The sequence below is a fragment of the Microcella sp. genome, assembly GCF_046296455.1.
In the GTDB taxonomy this organism is placed as follows: Bacteria; Actinomycetota; Actinomycetes; order Actinomycetales; family Microbacteriaceae; genus Microcella.
The window spans coordinates 22,705-37,035 of sequence record NZ_JBKBLF010000011.1 but is presented as its reverse complement, the minus strand read 5'-3'; the positions used below and the strand labels follow the sequence as shown (position 1 = coordinate 37,035).

At 70.6% G+C, this 14,331-nt stretch carries 19 protein-coding genes; 12 read left to right on the top strand and 7 right to left on the bottom strand.

The window, feature by feature from the left end; all coding sequences use genetic code 11:
- Positions 1-218 precede the first annotated feature (218 nt).
- Together ACK4HH_RS07445 and ACK4HH_RS07440 are read left to right on the top strand one after the other, a co-directional pair.
- Entirely contained in the window at positions 219-926 is a 708-nt protein-coding gene (locus tag ACK4HH_RS07445; RefSeq protein ID WP_409650273.1) for a bacteriorhodopsin, read from the top strand.
- A 195-nt stretch (positions 927-1,121) separates the two neighbouring features.
- Positions 1,122-2,117, top strand: coding sequence for an aldo/keto reductase (locus ACK4HH_RS07440; RefSeq protein ID WP_409650270.1), 996 nt, complete (start codon positions 1,122-1,124; stop codon positions 2,115-2,117).
- A gap of 39 nt (positions 2,118-2,156) precedes the next feature.
- Here ACK4HH_RS07440 and ACK4HH_RS07435 read toward each other — a convergent pair whose 3' ends face one another.
- Entirely contained in the window at positions 2,157-2,720 is a 564-nt protein-coding gene (locus tag ACK4HH_RS07435) for a TetR/AcrR family transcriptional regulator (RefSeq protein ID WP_409650267.1), read from the bottom strand.
- Between the two features lie 210 nt (positions 2,721-2,930).
- On the opposite strand from ACK4HH_RS07435, the gene ACK4HH_RS07430 reads away from it, so the two are divergent.
- Positions 2,931-3,533, top strand: a complete 603-nt coding sequence (locus ACK4HH_RS07430; protein WP_409650264.1) for a histidine phosphatase family protein — start codon at positions 2,931-2,933, stop codon at positions 3,531-3,533.
- Here the strand turns inward: ACK4HH_RS07430 and ACK4HH_RS07425 are convergent.
- Positions 3,530-4,435, bottom strand: coding sequence for an oxygenase MpaB family protein (locus tag ACK4HH_RS07425; RefSeq protein ID WP_409650261.1), 906 nt, complete (start codon positions 4,433-4,435; stop codon positions 3,530-3,532). The two genes, ACK4HH_RS07430 and ACK4HH_RS07425, sit on opposite strands and share 4 nt — an antisense overlap.
- A 90-nt stretch (positions 4,436-4,525) precedes the next feature.
- Between ACK4HH_RS07425 and ACK4HH_RS07420 the strand changes: the two genes are divergently transcribed.
- From ACK4HH_RS07420 to ACK4HH_RS07410, 3 genes are read left to right on the top strand one after another with little or no spacing between them, the layout of a single operon-like run.
- The gene (locus ACK4HH_RS07420; RefSeq protein WP_409650258.1) at positions 4,526-6,172 is read left to right on the top strand and encodes an FAD-dependent oxidoreductase; all 1,647 of its coding nucleotides are present in this window, start codon (positions 4,526-4,528) and stop codon (positions 6,170-6,172) included.
- Positions 6,173-6,207: 35 nt separating this feature from the next.
- On the top strand, positions 6,208-6,525 hold the full coding sequence (locus ACK4HH_RS07415; protein ID WP_409650256.1) for a rhodanese-like domain-containing protein: 318 nt from the start codon (positions 6,208-6,210) through the stop codon (positions 6,523-6,525).
- The gene (locus tag ACK4HH_RS07410; RefSeq protein ID WP_409650253.1) at positions 6,522-6,791 is read left to right on the top strand and encodes a metal-sensitive transcriptional regulator; all 270 of its coding nucleotides are present in this window, start codon (positions 6,522-6,524) and stop codon (positions 6,789-6,791) included. Before ACK4HH_RS07415 ends, ACK4HH_RS07410 begins: the two co-directional genes overlap by 4 nt.
- Positions 6,792-6,803: 12 nt before the next feature.
- On the opposite strand, the gene ACK4HH_RS07405 is transcribed toward ACK4HH_RS07410, so the two are convergent.
- Entirely contained in the window at positions 6,804-7,289 is a 486-nt protein-coding gene (locus ACK4HH_RS07405) for a GNAT family N-acetyltransferase (RefSeq protein ID WP_409650251.1), read from the bottom strand.
- Between the two features lie 43 nt (positions 7,290-7,332).
- On the opposite strand from ACK4HH_RS07405, the gene dapB reads away from it, so the two are divergent.
- On the top strand, positions 7,333-8,103 hold the full coding sequence (gene dapB, locus ACK4HH_RS07400; RefSeq protein ID WP_409650248.1) for a 4-hydroxy-tetrahydrodipicolinate reductase: 771 nt from the start codon (positions 7,333-7,335) through the stop codon (positions 8,101-8,103).
- On the top strand, positions 8,100-8,555 hold the full coding sequence (locus ACK4HH_RS07395) for a hypothetical protein (RefSeq protein WP_409650245.1): 456 nt from the start codon (positions 8,100-8,102) through the stop codon (positions 8,553-8,555). Before dapB ends, ACK4HH_RS07395 begins: the two co-directional genes overlap by 4 nt.
- On the opposite strand, the gene ACK4HH_RS07390 is transcribed toward ACK4HH_RS07395, so the two are convergent.
- From ACK4HH_RS07390 to ACK4HH_RS07375, 4 genes are read right to left on the bottom strand one after another with little or no spacing between them, the layout of a single operon-like run.
- The gene (locus ACK4HH_RS07390) at positions 8,552-9,469 is read right to left on the bottom strand and encodes a TIGR01777 family oxidoreductase (RefSeq protein ID WP_409650243.1); all 918 of its coding nucleotides are present in this window, start codon (positions 9,467-9,469) and stop codon (positions 8,552-8,554) included. The genes ACK4HH_RS07395 and ACK4HH_RS07390 overlap by 4 nt on opposite strands.
- Positions 9,469-9,894 carry an OsmC family peroxiredoxin gene (locus ACK4HH_RS07385; RefSeq protein WP_409650240.1) on the bottom strand — a complete coding sequence of 142 codons (426 nt, stop codon included), beginning with the start codon at positions 9,892-9,894 and terminating at the stop codon, positions 9,469-9,471. The genes ACK4HH_RS07390 and ACK4HH_RS07385 overlap by 1 nt, the downstream gene beginning before the upstream one ends.
- A gap of 42 nt (positions 9,895-9,936) precedes the next feature.
- Positions 9,937-10,449, bottom strand: a complete 513-nt coding sequence (locus tag ACK4HH_RS07380) for a DUF4395 domain-containing protein (RefSeq protein WP_409650237.1) — start codon at positions 10,447-10,449, stop codon at positions 9,937-9,939.
- Complete coding sequence (locus ACK4HH_RS07375; protein ID WP_409650234.1) at positions 10,446-10,868, bottom strand: thioredoxin family protein; 423 nt, start codon at positions 10,866-10,868, stop codon at positions 10,446-10,448. Before ACK4HH_RS07375 ends, ACK4HH_RS07380 begins: the two co-directional genes overlap by 4 nt.
- An 84-nt stretch (positions 10,869-10,952) precedes the next feature.
- Between ACK4HH_RS07375 and thyX the strand changes: the two genes are divergently transcribed.
- The 4 genes from thyX to dapA all read left to right on the top strand — a co-directional run bounded on the left by thyX (position 10,953) and on the right by dapA (position 14,319).
- Complete coding sequence (thyX, locus tag ACK4HH_RS07370) at positions 10,953-11,687, top strand: FAD-dependent thymidylate synthase (RefSeq protein WP_409650231.1); 735 nt, start codon at positions 10,953-10,955, stop codon at positions 11,685-11,687.
- Between the two features lie 66 nt (positions 11,688-11,753).
- Positions 11,754-12,131, top strand: a complete 378-nt coding sequence (locus ACK4HH_RS07365; RefSeq protein WP_409650228.1) for a hypothetical protein — start codon at positions 11,754-11,756, stop codon at positions 12,129-12,131.
- 192 nt (positions 12,132-12,323) lie between these two features.
- Positions 12,324-13,214, top strand: a complete 891-nt coding sequence (locus ACK4HH_RS07360; protein WP_409650225.1) for a DUF559 domain-containing protein — start codon at positions 12,324-12,326, stop codon at positions 13,212-13,214.
- 130 nt (positions 13,215-13,344) lie between these two features.
- Complete coding sequence (gene dapA, locus ACK4HH_RS07355; protein WP_409650222.1) at positions 13,345-14,319, top strand: 4-hydroxy-tetrahydrodipicolinate synthase; 975 nt, start codon at positions 13,345-13,347, stop codon at positions 14,317-14,319.
- The last annotated feature ends 12 nt before the right edge of the window (positions 14,320-14,331 follow it).

Below are 14,331 nucleotides of genomic sequence, written 5' to 3'. Positions count from 1 at the left end.
CCGAGCGACCCTCGCGTTCCCGGCGTTTCGTCAGCCAGCACTCAGCGAATTTTGGCCCTATCGACGGCTGGTACCGGGCGAGCGGCGTACAGTCGGGCTTAATTCGTGAACGGCGGGTCCCGATCCCCTTCGCGATCGAAGATCAGAAGCAACAACTTCACTCACCCCCACGTCGAGAGCCCACCGGCATCCGACCTCTCGCGATTCGAAGGAGAATTGTGGACTTCCAGATCGTCCAAGCGTTTTTCATGCTCGGTTTCGTCGCCATGGCGGCCGGCACCCTGTGGTTCTACCTCGAGCGCAATGACCTGAAGCCCGAGCTGCGCTCGGTGGCGACCTACGCCGCGGTCATCACGTTCATCGCCGCGATCATGTACTACGTCATGAAAGACGTCGTCAAGTTCCCCGGCGGCGAGATCACGGCGGCCGACGTCGACGCGACCCTGCCGCTGCGGTACATCGACTGGCTGCTCACCACGCCGCTGCTGCTCGTCGAGTTCGCGCTCATCGTGGCGATCGCCGGCGCGCTCAAGAAGGGCCTCCTGACCAAGCTCATCATCGCCGACATCGTCATGATCGTCACCGGCTACCTCGGCGAGATCGGCGTTCCGGGCTCGATCGGCAACATCGTCTTCTTCGTGATCTCGTCGGCCGCGTGGCTCTACATCGTCTACGTCGTGTACACGCTCAAGCTCGGCGCTGACGCTCCCGCGCACGTGCAGCGCGCCGTCTCGACGATGAAGTGGTTCGTCATCGCCGGCTGGGCGATCTACCCGATCGGCACCGCGACGCAGGAGTTCCTCGAGCTCAGCGGCAGCGACGCGGCCCTGGCCATCGGTGTCGCGGCGATCATCTACGTCATCGCCGACGTGCTCAACAAGGTGGGCTTCGGCCTCATCGCGGTGCGGGCCGCCAAGCAGAGCTAGCGCTCACCGCATCGATCCGGCGCGGTCGCACCCTCGAGGGTGCGGCCGCGCCGTCGTCGTTGGCCGGTGCCGTGCCGCGACACGGCCCGATAACGATCGCGCGGCGCAGCCGCGCTGAGCCCCGCTCACGCAGTACTCTCGCCCCAACCACCACGACCGCCCCGCGGTCATCAACCGAAAGCGACTCCCGCGCCCGTGAACGACCCCGCACCCCGAGCCGACGGCGGCGCATCGCCGGCCGCCGGGAGCGCGCTCGCGACCGCGCCGGTCGCCGTGCCGCGCCGCATCGGGCCGAGCGACCTTCGGGTGTTCCCGGTCGCCCTCAGCGGCACGGTCTTCGGCTGGACGGCCGATGGGCCGACGACGACGGCGATCCTCGATCGCTTCGTCGAGCTCGACGGCACGTTCATCGACACGGCCGACTCCTATGCGGGCGGGCGCAGTGAGATCATGATCGGCAACTGGATGCGCGAGAAGCGCAACCGCGACCGCCTCACGATCGCCACCAAGGTCGGCAAGAGCCCCGATCATCCGGGGCTCTCCGCTCCTGCCGTGCGCGCCGCGGTCGAGGCCTCGATGCGTCGCTTGCGGGTCGATCACATCGACCTGCTCTTCTTGCACATCGACGACGCGTCGGTCTCGTTCGACGAGACCCTGCTCGCGGTCGACGAGCTGATCCGCGCGGGCCATGTGCGCTACTTCGGTGGCAGCGATCACACCGGCGATCGGCTGCTCGAGGCACGCATCGCCTCGGGCCAGCTCGGGGTCGCCCATATGGTGGCGCTGCAGAAGCACTACAACCTCGTGCATCGCGACGAGTACGAGGGCGATCTGGCGCGCGTCGCGGGGCAGCTCGACCTCGGGGTCATGCCGCGGTTCGCCCTCGCCGCCGGGTTTCTCACCGGAAAGTACCGCTCACGCGCCGATCTCGAGCGCGAGCGCCGCGGGGCCGAGGCCTCGCGGTACCTCAACCGCCGCGGTCTGCGCATCGTGGGCGCGCTCGATCGCGTCGCCGACGAGACCGGTACGAGCGTCGCCACGGCCGCGCTGGCCTGGCTGCTGAGCCGGCCGCGAGTGGTCGCCCCCGTCGTCTCGGTGAGCGCGCCCGAGCAGCTCGATGCGGTCATGGCAGCGCCGCGCACCTCGCTCACTCGCCACCAGTTGACCGAGCTCGACCGCGTCAGCGAGTGACGGGCCGCTGAGGCGCAGCGCGCGCTGCGACGTCGGGGTTCAGGCGGCGAGGGGCAGTTCGGCGAGCACGCGCTCTACGGTGCGCCGAAACGCCACCGAGGCGCCGATCGGGTCGCCCACGTGCCCCCACGAGAGGGCCCCGACGTAGGCGACCATGAGCTGGTCGGCCGCTTCTCCGGCCAACGGGTGCCCCACGCGGTTCAGCAGGTCGGTGATGCGGCTCGCGATCGCCTCGTGGTGCTCGGCGATGATGGCGCGCGCGGCGTCGCGCTGGTCGGGGAACTCGGCGGCGGCCTTGATGAAGAGCGAGCCGTGGAACTTCTCGTCGTGCAGTGCGGAGTGCACGGCCTCGACGATCGCGCGCAATGAGGCTTGCGGCGAATCCTGCGCGTGGATCAGCTGGTCGAGCTGGGCCAGCTCGCGCTCGGAGGCGATCGTGAGGTAGTCGCGGATGAGCCGCTCTTTCGAGCCGAAGTGCTTGTAGAAGGTGGCCTTCGTCACCGAGGAGTGCTGGATGAGCCGATCGACGCCGACCGCGCGTATGCCGTCGTTGGAGAAGAGCTCGGTCGCTGCCTCGATGATGCGCAGCTTCGCGGGCGGCATGCGACGAGGTGATTCGACGGGGGGCACGACCGGCACTGCTGCTCCTGCTCTTCGCGGTGCCCGATGGCCGTCGGGCGACGGGCTGGGCAACCGGTGCTGTCACTGTAGCAGGGGACAGACAGGACTGTCTGTCCTTCGTCGTGTCCCCCATCCGGGGCGTGTCATCGGCATGGCCTAGGCTCGTGCGGGTCGAGCAAGGGGAGTGGTGTCGTGTCGCGGTACGTCTATCTCGTCCGTCATGGCGAGCAGCAGGATGCGGAGCACGGTCTTCCCGACGGCCCCCTCAGCGGCCGCGGTCAGCGGCAGGCCCGTGCGATCGCCGAGCGCTTGAGCGGGGTGCCCTTCGCGAGCGTGCACACCTCTCCGCTGCAGCGCGCGGTCGAGACCGCCCGGCTCATGACCGAGCGCATGCCGGCGGTCGAGCCCGAGCTCTCGGCCCTGCTCATGGACTGCATCCCTGCGGGCCCGTCGCCCGAGATGCCGCACGCGTTCGAGCCCTTCTTCGGCGGCATCACGCCCGAAGAGATCGCCGCGGGCGAGGCGCAGATGGCCGATGCGACGGCCGAGTGGCTGTCGCCGTCTCGGGATGACCGGCACGACCTGCTCATCACGCACAACTTCGTCATCGCCTGGTTCGTGCGCGAGGTCTTCGGTGCTCCTGCCTGGCGGTGGATGGGCGTGAACCAGGCCAACTGCGGACTCACGATCATCCGTGTGCGTACGGCGAAGCCGCCGGTGCTCGTGACGCACAACGACCTCGGCCACCTGCCAGCCGAGCTGCGCACCGGGTTGCCGGTCGATCAGCCCTTCTAGGCTGCGGTCGACGCGGCGGCGAGCCGCTCGAGGCGTCGGCGCGTGAAACGCAGGCTCGATGACTCCCGACCCAGCAGTAGCCGCATCGAGCGCAGGGCGAGCCCCGTGAGCGCGATCGCGGGCCAGCGCGGGCGCCGCAGGCCCAGAAGCTCGCGGTACTGATCGGGCAGCGACGCCACGGCGCCGGCGAACAGGATGCGGTACGCCGGGCCGACCCCGCGTCCCAGGGGCGGGCGCCGCAGCCAGCGCACGGCCTCGTCGACCCGCTCGTCGCGCCGCAGCACGGGCAGGTATGCAGCGATCGCCGCATCGAGCTCGGCGCGGGTGCGCGGAGGGTCGGCCATGCCCATGAGCTCGCCCGCGGTCGCCCACTCGCGCACGTACTGGTCAGAACCGCCCGGCACCGATCCGCCCCACGTCTCGTGGCTGCCGATGAAGGCGTCGGCGAAGACGCAGTGCACCCAGCCGACCAGGTCGGCGTCACCGGCCGAGTAGGGCAGCACGGTGCCGTCGGCGCCCGCGTACTCGCCCCGCACGCGCTCGTGCAGGCGCGCCACCCAGGCGCATCCCGCCGCCGCTTGCGCGCGATCGGCGAAGGTCGTCGTGAGCACCCAGCGCACGGTGCCCGAGAGTCGGCCGAGGGGGTCTTCCCGGTAGCGCGAGTGGTCGTGCACACCCGCCATGGCGCCCGGATGCAGCGTCTGCATGAGCAGGGCCCGGATTCCCGCCACGACGGTCGGAATTCCGCTGTGCACCGCCCACACCGCCGAGCCGGGGCCGAAATAGCCCTCGTCGTCGCCGGTCTCGAGCGCGCGCACCCACTCGGGCGTGCCCTCCGGGTCTCCCGAGAACATCACGAGGATCCGCCCGCGTGCGCGGGTGAGGATGGCCGGCCGCTGCATGCTTCAGAGCGTCGCACACTGCCCTGAGCGCGATTCGGGAGGTCGCTGAGAGCGATGGCCAAAATACCCCGGGGGGTATAGTATCGAGGCATGACCTCCCCTCGTACCTTCGTCATCATCGGCGGCGTCGCTGGCGGCATGTCGGCCGCGACCCGGCTGCGCCGCCTCGATGAGCACGCCCGCATCATCGTCATCGAGCGGGGCGAGCACGTCTCGTTCGCCAACTGCGGCCTGCCCTACCACGTCGGCGGCGTCATCGCCGATCGCGAGGCGCTCATCCTGCAGACGCCGGCCTCACTCGGCGCGCGCTTCGCCCTCGAGGTGCGTGTGCGCACCGAGGCGATCGCGATCGATCGGCATGCCCGCACGGTGCTCGTGCGCGACCTCGCGACCGGCGCCGAGCAGTCGATCGGTTACGACGCGCTCGTCCTCAGCCCCGGCGCGGCGCCCGTGCGCCCGTCGATCGACGGCGCCGAGCGCGGCCTGACGCTGCGCGACATCGCCGACATGGACCGCATCATCGCGGCGGCGCAGCATTCCCGTCGCGCGGTCATCGTCGGCGCGGGCTTCATCGGCCTCGAGCTCGCCGAGAACCTGCGCCACCGCGGCCTCGACGTCGCCGTCGTGCAGTCGATGCCGCACGTGCTGCGCCCCTTCGACATCGAGATGGCGCACATCGTCGCGCAGCGACTGCGTGCGAACGGCGTCGAGCTGCACCTCGGCACGACGGTCACGGCGATCGCCGACGACCACGTCACGCTCGCCGATGGACGCACCCTGCCCGCCGACCTGGTCGTGTTCTCGGTCGGGGTGCGTGCCGACAGCGCGATCGCGCGCGACGCCGGCCTCGCCCTCGATACGGGCGGGCACATCGTGGTCGACGCGGTGCAGCGCACCTCCGACCCGGCCATCTACGCGGTGGGCGACGCGGTCATCAAGCAGCGCTTCGATGGCGACCCCGCGCCGGTCTGGCTCGCCGGCCTCGCGAACCGCCACGGTCGCCTCGCGGCCGATGCCATCGCGGGCCGCCCGCACGCCGCCGTGCCGGCCCTCGGCACCGCGGTCATCGGAATCTTCGGCCTCACGGCCGCGGCCGTCGGCCGCACCGAGCGCGAGCTGCGCGAGGAAGGGCGCGCGATCCGCGTCATCCACACGCACCCCACGAACCACGCCGGCTACTACCCGGGTGCCGAACTGCTCGCCCTCAAGCTCGTCGTCGACGCCGAGACCGACGCCATCCTCGGCGCGCAGGCGGTCGGAGGGGGCGCCGATAAGCGCATCGACGTGATCGCCACCGCCATGGCGGGCGGCATCCCCGCGCGCGGCCTCGCCGACCTCGAGCTCGCCTACGCGCCGCAGTTCGCCTCCGCGAAAGATCCGGTCAACATGCTCGGCTACGTCGACGACAACCTCATCGACGGCGAGCTCAGCGTGCAGTGGCACGAGCTCGCCGAGCGGCAGGCCGAGGGCTGGCGGCTCATCGACGTGCGCACCGCGGGCGAGAATGCGCTCGGTGCGATCCCGGGCAGCGAGCTCATCCCGCTCGACGAGCTGCGCGCGCACGCCGAGCGGCTGCGCGGCGAGCGCGTCATCGTCAGCTGCAAGGTCGGCCAGCGCGGCCACACCGCCGCCGCGCTGCTGCGGCAGTACGGTGTGATCGTGGCCAACCTCGACGGCGGCTACACCACGTGGCGCGCCGGCACGGCGGCCCTCGCCCCGGCGCTCGTCGCCGCCTGACCCCGCCCCCGCACCCCCGACCCGAAGGAGCCCCCATGGCCGACGAGATCTCGGTCGACGAGCTCGTGCTCGCCCGCGAGCGCGGCGCGACCGTCATCGACGTGCGCGAGGTCGACGAGTACATCGACGCGCACGTGCCCGGCGTGCAGCTCGTGCCGCTCGGCACGGTGCCCGATGCACTGGATGCGCTGCCGCGCGATGAGACCGTCTACGTCATCTGCCACTCCGGGGCGCGCAGCCTGCGCGCCGCCGACTTCCTCATCGCTCAGGGTCTCGATGCCGTCTCGGTGGCGGGCGGCACGATGGCCTGGGTGCAGCGAGGGCTCGACTACGCGACAGGAGACGACCGATGACCACGATCCCCGCCGACGAGGCCAAGAAGATCACCAACCGGCTGCGCCGCGCGCAGGGGCAGCTCGGCGCGGTGCTCGCGATGATCGACGACGGGCGCGATTGCCGTGACATCGTGACGCAGTTGAGCGCCGCATCCAGTGCCATCGATCGCGCCGGGTTCGCCATCATCGCCTCGGCGCTCAAAGAGTGCCTGCGCGACGGCGAGAACGGCGGCGACCCCGTCGAGGTCGCCGATCTCGAGAAGCTCTTCCTCAGCCTCGCCTGAACCGCCGCGCTCTCAGAGCGTGCGGCCCAGCCAGGTCGTCGCGTTCGGGTTGTCGTTGTAGGGCGCGATCGGCGCGAAGCCGAGCGAGCGGTAGAGCGCTGATGCGGCCTCGAGACTCTCGTTGGTGTCGAGCACGAGCTCGGCGGCGCCGAGGTCGCGGGCCCGATGGGTGAGCTCGTCCATGAGCGCGCGCCCGTATCCCAGCCGCCGCGTGTGCGGCTGCACCCAGAGGTGCTTGACCTCGAAGCGCGGCCCGGCGGGCCCGTCGGCGATGCGCCGCACCCCGCCGCAGCCGACGTCGGCCGGTTCGCCCGAGAGGTTCTCGCCCTCGACGAGCACGAAGACGCCCGCGGGCGGCGTGAACTCGGCGTCGTCGGGCACCGTGCGGCGGTAGGCGTCGGGGCCCGCAGGGAAGCCGTGCGCCCGCGCGGTGAAGTACTGGTCGAGCAAGAGGCGAGCGGGCTCATCGCTCGGCAGGGCGGTGCGCCAGGTGACCATGCGCTCAGCCTAGGCGAGGGGCTGCCCGCCGTAGACTGGGCACATGGTCACTCGAGTCGCCGTCGTCGGTGCGAGCGGACGACTCGGGTCGCTCGCGTGCACGCTCATCGAGCAGCAGACCGATCTCGCGCTCGTCGCGCGGCTCGACTCGCGCTCGGATCTCGGCGAGATGCTCGGGGCCGACGTCGTGCTCGACGTCACCGCGCCCGGAGTCTCGCCCACGGTGGTCGACCACGCCGTGCGGTCGGGGCTGAAGGTGCTCGTCGGCACGAGCGGCTGGAGCGAAGACCGCCTTCGTACCCTGCGCACCCTGCTGCACGCGCATCCGGATGCGGGGGTCGTCGTCATCCCGAACTTCTCGCTCGGCAGCGTGCTCGCGACGCACTTCGCCACCATCGCCGCACGCTACTTCGAGTCGATCGAGATCGTCGAGACCCATCACGCCGCGAAGGTCGACTCGCCCTCGGGCACGGCCGTGCGCACCGCCGAGCTCATCGGCCACGCGCGCGCCGAGCTGGGCCCGGTCGTCGCGCCGCACACCGACCAGCGGGCGCGCGGGCAGCAGGTCGCGAGCGTGCCCATCCACTCGCTGCGCCTGCAGGGTGCGGTCGCCCGGCAAGACGTGCACTTCGGCGGCACGGGCGAGGTGCTCACGCTCACCCACGAGACCCTCTCGCCGAGCTCGTACGAAGCCGGAATCCTGCTCGGCCTGCGCGCCGCGCTCGAGACGACGGGCCTCGTGGTCGGGCTCGATGCGCTCATCGGTCTGACCACGACCCCGGCGTCCGCCGACGCCGAGGCCGACCCGGCATGAGCCGCGCCCGCTGGGCCGTCTTCGGCATGGCCGCCCTGCTCGGGCTCTACCTCGTGGTCGTGCTCGGCTACGCGCTGCGGCTCATCGGCGATCCGCTGCCGATCGTGCAGGGCATGGGCTGGGCGCTCGTCGTCTTTCCGCTGCTCGGCTTCTGGGCGCTCATCGTCGAGCTGCGCTTCGGGTTCCGCGCCGAGTCGCTCGCGCGGCGACTCGAGGCCGAGGGCGGCCTGCCCGACGACGAGCTTCCGGCGCGCGTGAGCGGCCGGGTCGAGCGCGAAGCCGCCGACGCGATCTTCGCGCGGTACGCGCTCGAGGTGCAGCAGCATCCCGAATCGTGGCAGCACTGGTTCCGCCTGGCGCTCGCCTACGACGGCAGCCGGGATCGGCGTCGGGCGCGGTGGGCAATGCGCGAGGCGATGCGGCTCGAGCGCGCCGCGGCGCCCTCCGCCTAGTCGCGCGGGGTCGGGCGTACGAGCTCGTCGATCGCCTGCTCGACCGTCTCGTGCCGAAAGCGGAATCCGTCGGCGAGCAGCTTGGCGGGCACCTGCTTCTGGCTCGCGAGCAGCAGCTCGCGGCCCGCCTCGCCCATCATGAGGCCGATGAGGCCCTCGGGCAGGGTCAGCAGGTGCCAGCGGCGCATCGCGGCGGCGAGCGCGCGCGTGATGCGGTCGCTCGTCGCGGGGGTCGGGCCGGCGAGGTTGACGGGGCCGCGCAGGCTCGAGGTCAGCAGGTGGCGCATCGCGGCGGCCTCGTCGTAGAGGCTGATCCACGGCCAGTGCTGGCCGCCCGAGCCGATGCGGGCGGCGGCACCCAGCGCGGTGAGCAGCCGAAGCGGGGTCATGGCTCCGCCGCGGCCGATGACGAGGCCCGTGCGCAGCAGCACCGTGCGCGTCGCCTCGGGCGCGAGCCCGGCGGCCTCCTCCCAGGCGGCGACGACGTCGCTCAGAAAGCCCTCGCCCTTGCCCGCATCCTCGGTGAGGCGAACGGCGGGGCGGTCGCCGTAGTACCCGACGGCCGACCCGCTGAGAAAGACGCGCGGGGGAGCGCTCGCCATCGCCATGCCCTCGGCGAGCGCGCGCGTCGCTCGCACGCGCGACTCGAGGATCTGCTTCTGGTACCCGCGGGTCCAGGGGATGCGCGAGATCGAGGCGCCCGAGAGGTTGACGACGGCGTCGGCCTGCTCGAAGACGCGAAAGTCGAGCACGCGGGCATCGGGCGCCCACGCGAACTCGGTCTCGCTGCGCGGGGCGCGACGCACGAGCGTCAGCACGGTGTGGCCGTCGGCCCGCAACTGCCGCTGCAGCTCGGTGCCGATCATGCCGGAGGCACCGGCGATCAGCACGCGCATCGGTTCGGGGGCGCCCACTAGGCGAGCGAGGCTTCGAGCGTGATCGCGATGCCGGTGAGCGCGGCCGAGACCGGGCATCCGGTCTTCGCCTGCTCGGCGAAGGCCTGGAACTCGTCGGCGCCGAGGCCGGGGATCTTCGCGCTCACGAGCAGGTGGCTGCCCGTGATGCCCTCACCCGGCACGAACGTGACGGCGGCCGTGACCTGCAGGCTCTCGGGCGCGTGCCCGGCCTTGCTGAGGGCATTCGAGAGCGCCATCGAGTAGCAGGCCGAGTGCGCGGCGCCCAGCAGTTCTTCGGGGTTGGTGCGTCCCGCGACGCCCTCGGAGCGCGCGGCCCACGTGACGGGGAACTCGCCCGCATCAGACGAGTCGAGCGAGGTCGTGCCCGAGCCTTCGAGCAAGGATCCGAACCACAGGGTGGTTGCTTCGCTGGTGACGGCCATGGCAGTGCTCCTGACGACTCGTGCGGACTGCGGGCCTTCAGCCTACGCGGGCGATGCCGAGCGGCGGATGATTCCGGCGCGCACGAGCAGCACGTACAGCTGGCAGCCGAGGCAGTAGGCGAAGACCGCGTTGAGGAACGCCGCGAGGAACGCCGCGCTCGCCGCGACCACGAGCGCGCCCGGAACGCCGAGCAGGTGCAGCACGAGCCCCGTCGCCGTCACGAGCAGCCCGACGAGCTGAGCGAAGGTCGGCGGCGCGGGGTGCTCGCGCTCGGTCGGCGCAGCGAGACGCGGCGCGATCAGGCTGCGGAACAGCAGGCCGTAGGGGTGCTTCTGGATGCCCGCGAAAGCTCCCCACGCGAACAGCCCCACGAGCACGGTCAGCAGCAGCGCGGCCGGCTGCAGCGCGCGCGAGACGAGGTCGGCCCCGATCGGGGCGGTGAGCCCGAGCAGCACGACGACGAGCAGCAGCACCGAGGTGATGGCGGCGCCGAAGCGGGGGCCGCGCGGGTCGATGCCGAAGGGGCGCTCGGGGCCGGGCGCGCTCGCGGTCACGCGGTCACCAGCTCGCTGCGCGCCGCGTCGACCGCCGCGCGCACGTCGGCAGGGCGCACGGCGCCGATGAGGCGCGTGCGCACGTGCCCGTCGCGATCGAGCACGAGCGTCGTCGGCGTCGAGAACACCGAGTGCCGACGGGCGATCTCGGGGTCGTCGAGCACATCGACCTCGCGGTGCGCGACGGTCGCGTCGCTGTCGACGAGCTCGGTCGCGACCCGGCGCATGGCCTCGCAGGCCGAGCACACCGGGCTCGACAGCTGCACGAGGGTCACCTCGGCGCCCGGTACGACGAGCTCGTGCTCGTCTCCGCCGCAGCCCTCGGCCACGCGCACGCTGCGGGCTCGCAGCACGAGCCCGAGCACCGTCGCGAGGGCGACGAGCGCCACGATCACGAGGAGGGCGGGGAGAGCATCCATGATGACCACAATACGAAACCTGCTTCATGCATTCCCGTGTGTGACGCCGCGAGACGGCGGCGGGCCCCCGGTAGGGTGACGAGCGTGACCGAGGCGACCGAGATCCAGTTCCGCTCCGACGTGACCGTCGAGCTCGTGCGGGCCAGTGCCCACGACAGCGACGTGCTGTTCGCCGCCCGCGTGTCGACGCAGGGCGAGCAGACGCTCGAGGCCGCTGCGGCGGGCGACGAGGCGACGGCGCGCGACCGCGGACTCATCAACTACCTCATGCGCGACCGCCACGGCTCGCCCTTCGAGCACAACTCGATGACGTTCTACGTGCAGGCGCCGATCTTCGTCTTCCGCGAGTTCATGCGGCACCGCATCGCCTCATATAACGAAGAATCGGGCCGCTACCGCGAGCTCAACGCGGTGTTCTACGTGCCCGGCCCCGAGCGCAACCTCGTGCAGGTCGGCAAGCCCGGCGCCTACGAGTTCTTGCCCGGCACCCCCGCGCAGACGGCTCTGGTCGACACCGAGGTGCGTGGCGTGTGCGAGGCGGCCTACGCCTCCTACCAGCGGATGCTCGCCGCGGGCATCGCGCGCGAAGTGGCCCGCGCGGTCCTCCCCGTGACGATCTACAGCTCGATGTACGTCACGATGAACGCTCGCTCGCTTATGAACTTCCTCTCGCTGCGCACCAAGCGCGAGGGCACGCACTTCCCGTCGTTCCCGCAGCGCGAGATCGAGATGGTGGCCGAACTCATGGAGCACCACTTCGCCGAGCTGATGCCCCTCACGTTCGAGGCCTTCAACGCCAACGGCCGCGTCGCGCCCTAGCCCATGGGTCGGCGGTCAGCTCCAACGGGTTCGTCTGACGGCCTGCATTGGCGTGAGCGTCAGCGATTGCAGCAAGAGCGGCGACGGGCCGTCCACGCCGAGCTGCGGGCGATCCTGGATGAGCAGTTAGGGCCCCAACCGTTGCCGGGTTTGATCTACCGGCAGGGCAACGACATGAAAGATGAGATCTTCGCGCTGAGCCCGCCCGTCGAAATTATCGGCAGTTCATTGGCGCTGGTGCTTTCGATTCCGTTCGCCCTCGCGGAGTTCACAGGTCGCCAAGAGCTGATCCTGCTCGTCCTGGCGTCGATCATGGTGGTTGTTCCGATGGCGTTTCTCGTGCGTGGGCTGATTCGCATCCGCTGGTGGTTGCGCGCTCGACGCATCGCGCTGAAGTGGTGCGCCGAGAACAACCACGTCATGCCACATGACCTGCGCTGGTGATGCGCCGCTAACAGTGACTACCAGCCCGACAGATGCGGGGGCATCCTCGGCGAGTTGCACGACTCGCCGAGTCGCGTCTCATGAGTGTCGGTCTGACCGACGCTTCTCCTTCAGACCGCAATCTCGTTGCGAGTTGTCAACGCTCTCGACCTGCGCTGAGTCCCGTGAACTCGCACCAGGCATCTTCCTGCCGTGGACACTCTCGACAAGTGGCTTCGCGCCCGCGGAGGTATCGCCTCCGTTCGTGAACTGGGTGCGACGCCGAGCCAACAGCGCGCGCTCGCCCGAGCTGCGACGAGGGGCGACCTTCTCCGAGTGCGAACAGGCGTCTATGCGCTTCCGGATGCTCACGCCGACGTTCTCCGCGCGGCGCAGGTTGGCGGCCGACTGACCGGGGTGTCTGCGCTCGAGCATCACGCGCTATGGGTTCCTCCCTCGCCTAGTGACGCCGAGCTGCACGTGGAGGCGAGGGTCGCTGTCACCGTGCGCCGCGAGTGTGCAAGGGGCGCACGAGTTCGCATCCACTGGACGAGAGAGCAGACCAACCCGCAGTTCGGCGTGGCACCGCTGTCGAATGTGTTGGGGCGAGCCGCTGCTGACCTTCCTCGACCGTTCGCGGTGGCGATGCTCGACTCAGCTCTGCGGTCAACTCCGCTCACACCGGTCGGGCTGCTGCTCGACGCGGCGGTCTGGCGGTACCGAGCACGTGCCGCGGCTGCGCTCGCGGACGAGCGCTCCGAGTCGGGTACGGAAAGCGTGCTTCGGGTGCTGTTGCACGAGGCGGGCATCCACGCGACGCCGCAGGCTCCTCTTCCGCTCGGAGGCAACAAACGCGCCGATCTGCTCATCGGCGACCGCCTTATCGTCGAGTGCGACAGCGAAGCGCACCACGCCGAGCCGGCGAGCCGGCGGGCAGATCTGCGACGCGACGAGTCGCTCGTGGCGCTCGGCTACATCGTGGTGCGCCTCGACTATCGGCAGGTGTTCGATGAACCCGCCGGAGTTGTGGCGACGATCGCAGCGATCGTCGCGCGTGGCGACCATTTGTCTGCGAGACCGACAAGGTCGGGCGACACACCGTGAACACGCTTGCTTCTGGGCCTGTCTGGGCAAAGAGTCGGTGTCGCAGACAAACGCCGCCCACGCGCGGGTGACTCACGCACACGAGCAGTGGCCGCGCGTCTGCGACCACGGGCGCGATACCCTGAAGCACGTGTCTGTGAACAACCCCTTCGGCCAAGTGCTCGTTGCGCTCGTCACGCCCATGCTGGCTGACGGCGAAGTCGACTGGGCCGGGGTCGAGAAGCACATCGACGACGTCATCGGCGCGGGCGCCGACGGCATCGTCGTCACGGGCACGACGGGCGAGACGAGCACGCTCACCGATGCCGAGAAGATCCGGCTGGTCGAGGTCGGCAAGTCGGTGAGCGCGGGCCGCGCATCCATCATCACGGGCGGCGGCTCGAACGAGACCGCGCACGCCATCGAGCTCTACAAGGCGAGCGCGAAAGCGGGCGCCGACGGCGTCATGATCGTCACGCCGTACTACAACAAGCCGACGCAGGCCGGGGTGCTGACGCACTTCCGCATGGTCGCCGATGCGACCGACCTGCCCGTGATCCTCTACGACATCCCGGGCCGCGCGGGTATCCCGATCATGTACGAGACGATCCTGCGCGCCGCGAAGCACCCGAACATCCTCGCGGTCAAAGATGCCAAGGGCGACCTCAGCGAGGTCAGCCGCGTGCTCAACCAGACCGACCTCATGTACTTCGCGGGCGACGACGCCAACGTGCTGCCGACGCTCGCGATCGGCGGCACGGGGCTCATCGGCGTCACGGCCAATATCGCCCCTGGCTCGTACCGCACGATCGTCGACGCCGTGAACGCCAACGACCTGGCGACGGCGACGGCCGAGCACCAGCACCTCGAACCGCTCGTGCGCGCCATCATGACGCACGTTCCCGGCACCGTCGCCACGAAGTACGTGCTGCACGGCCTCGGCCGCATCGGAACCCCGCGCGTGCGCCTGCCGCTCGTCGGGCCCGAAGAGCACGAGGCGGCCGTCATCGAAGACGAGCTCGATCTCGTCAAGAACGTGGCCGGCGTCGATTTCAGCAACTTCCGCCCCGACCGCAACGCCGCGGCCGGCGGTGCCCTGCCCAAGGTGGCCGGCACCACCCGATAGACCGAATCAGGG

Excerpts from the sequence above, each read along its gene's own strand:
- ACK4HH_RS07385 (WP_409650240.1), bottom strand. The coding sequence starts at position 9,894 with ATGGCCGTCACCAGCGAAGCAACCACCCTGTGGTTCGGATCCTTGCTC.
- ACK4HH_RS07410 (WP_409650253.1), top strand. The coding sequence starts at position 6,522 with ATGACCACGATCCCCGCCGACGAGGCCAAGAAGATCACCAACCGGCTG.
- ACK4HH_RS07405 (WP_409650251.1), bottom strand. The coding sequence starts at position 7,289 with ATGGTCACCTGGCGCACCGCCCTGCCGAGCGATGAGCCCGCTCGCCTC.
- ACK4HH_RS07420 (WP_409650258.1), top strand. The coding sequence starts at position 4,526 with ATGACCTCCCCTCGTACCTTCGTCATCATCGGCGGCGTCGCTGGCGGC.
- dapB (WP_409650248.1), top strand. The coding sequence starts at position 7,333 with ATGGTCACTCGAGTCGCCGTCGTCGGTGCGAGCGGACGACTCGGGTCG.
- ACK4HH_RS07395 (WP_409650245.1), top strand. The coding sequence starts at position 8,100 with ATGAGCCGCGCCCGCTGGGCCGTCTTCGGCATGGCCGCCCTGCTCGGG.
- ACK4HH_RS07425 (WP_409650261.1), bottom strand. The coding sequence starts at position 4,435 with ATGCAGCGGCCGGCCATCCTCACCCGCGCACGCGGGCGGATCCTCGTG.
- ACK4HH_RS07415 (WP_409650256.1), top strand. The coding sequence starts at position 6,208 with ATGGCCGACGAGATCTCGGTCGACGAGCTCGTGCTCGCCCGCGAGCGC.
- ACK4HH_RS07435 (WP_409650267.1), bottom strand. The coding sequence starts at position 2,720 with ATGCCGCCCGCGAAGCTGCGCATCATCGAGGCAGCGACCGAGCTCTTC.
- ACK4HH_RS07375 (WP_409650234.1), bottom strand. The coding sequence starts at position 10,868 with ATGGATGCTCTCCCCGCCCTCCTCGTGATCGTGGCGCTCGTCGCCCTC.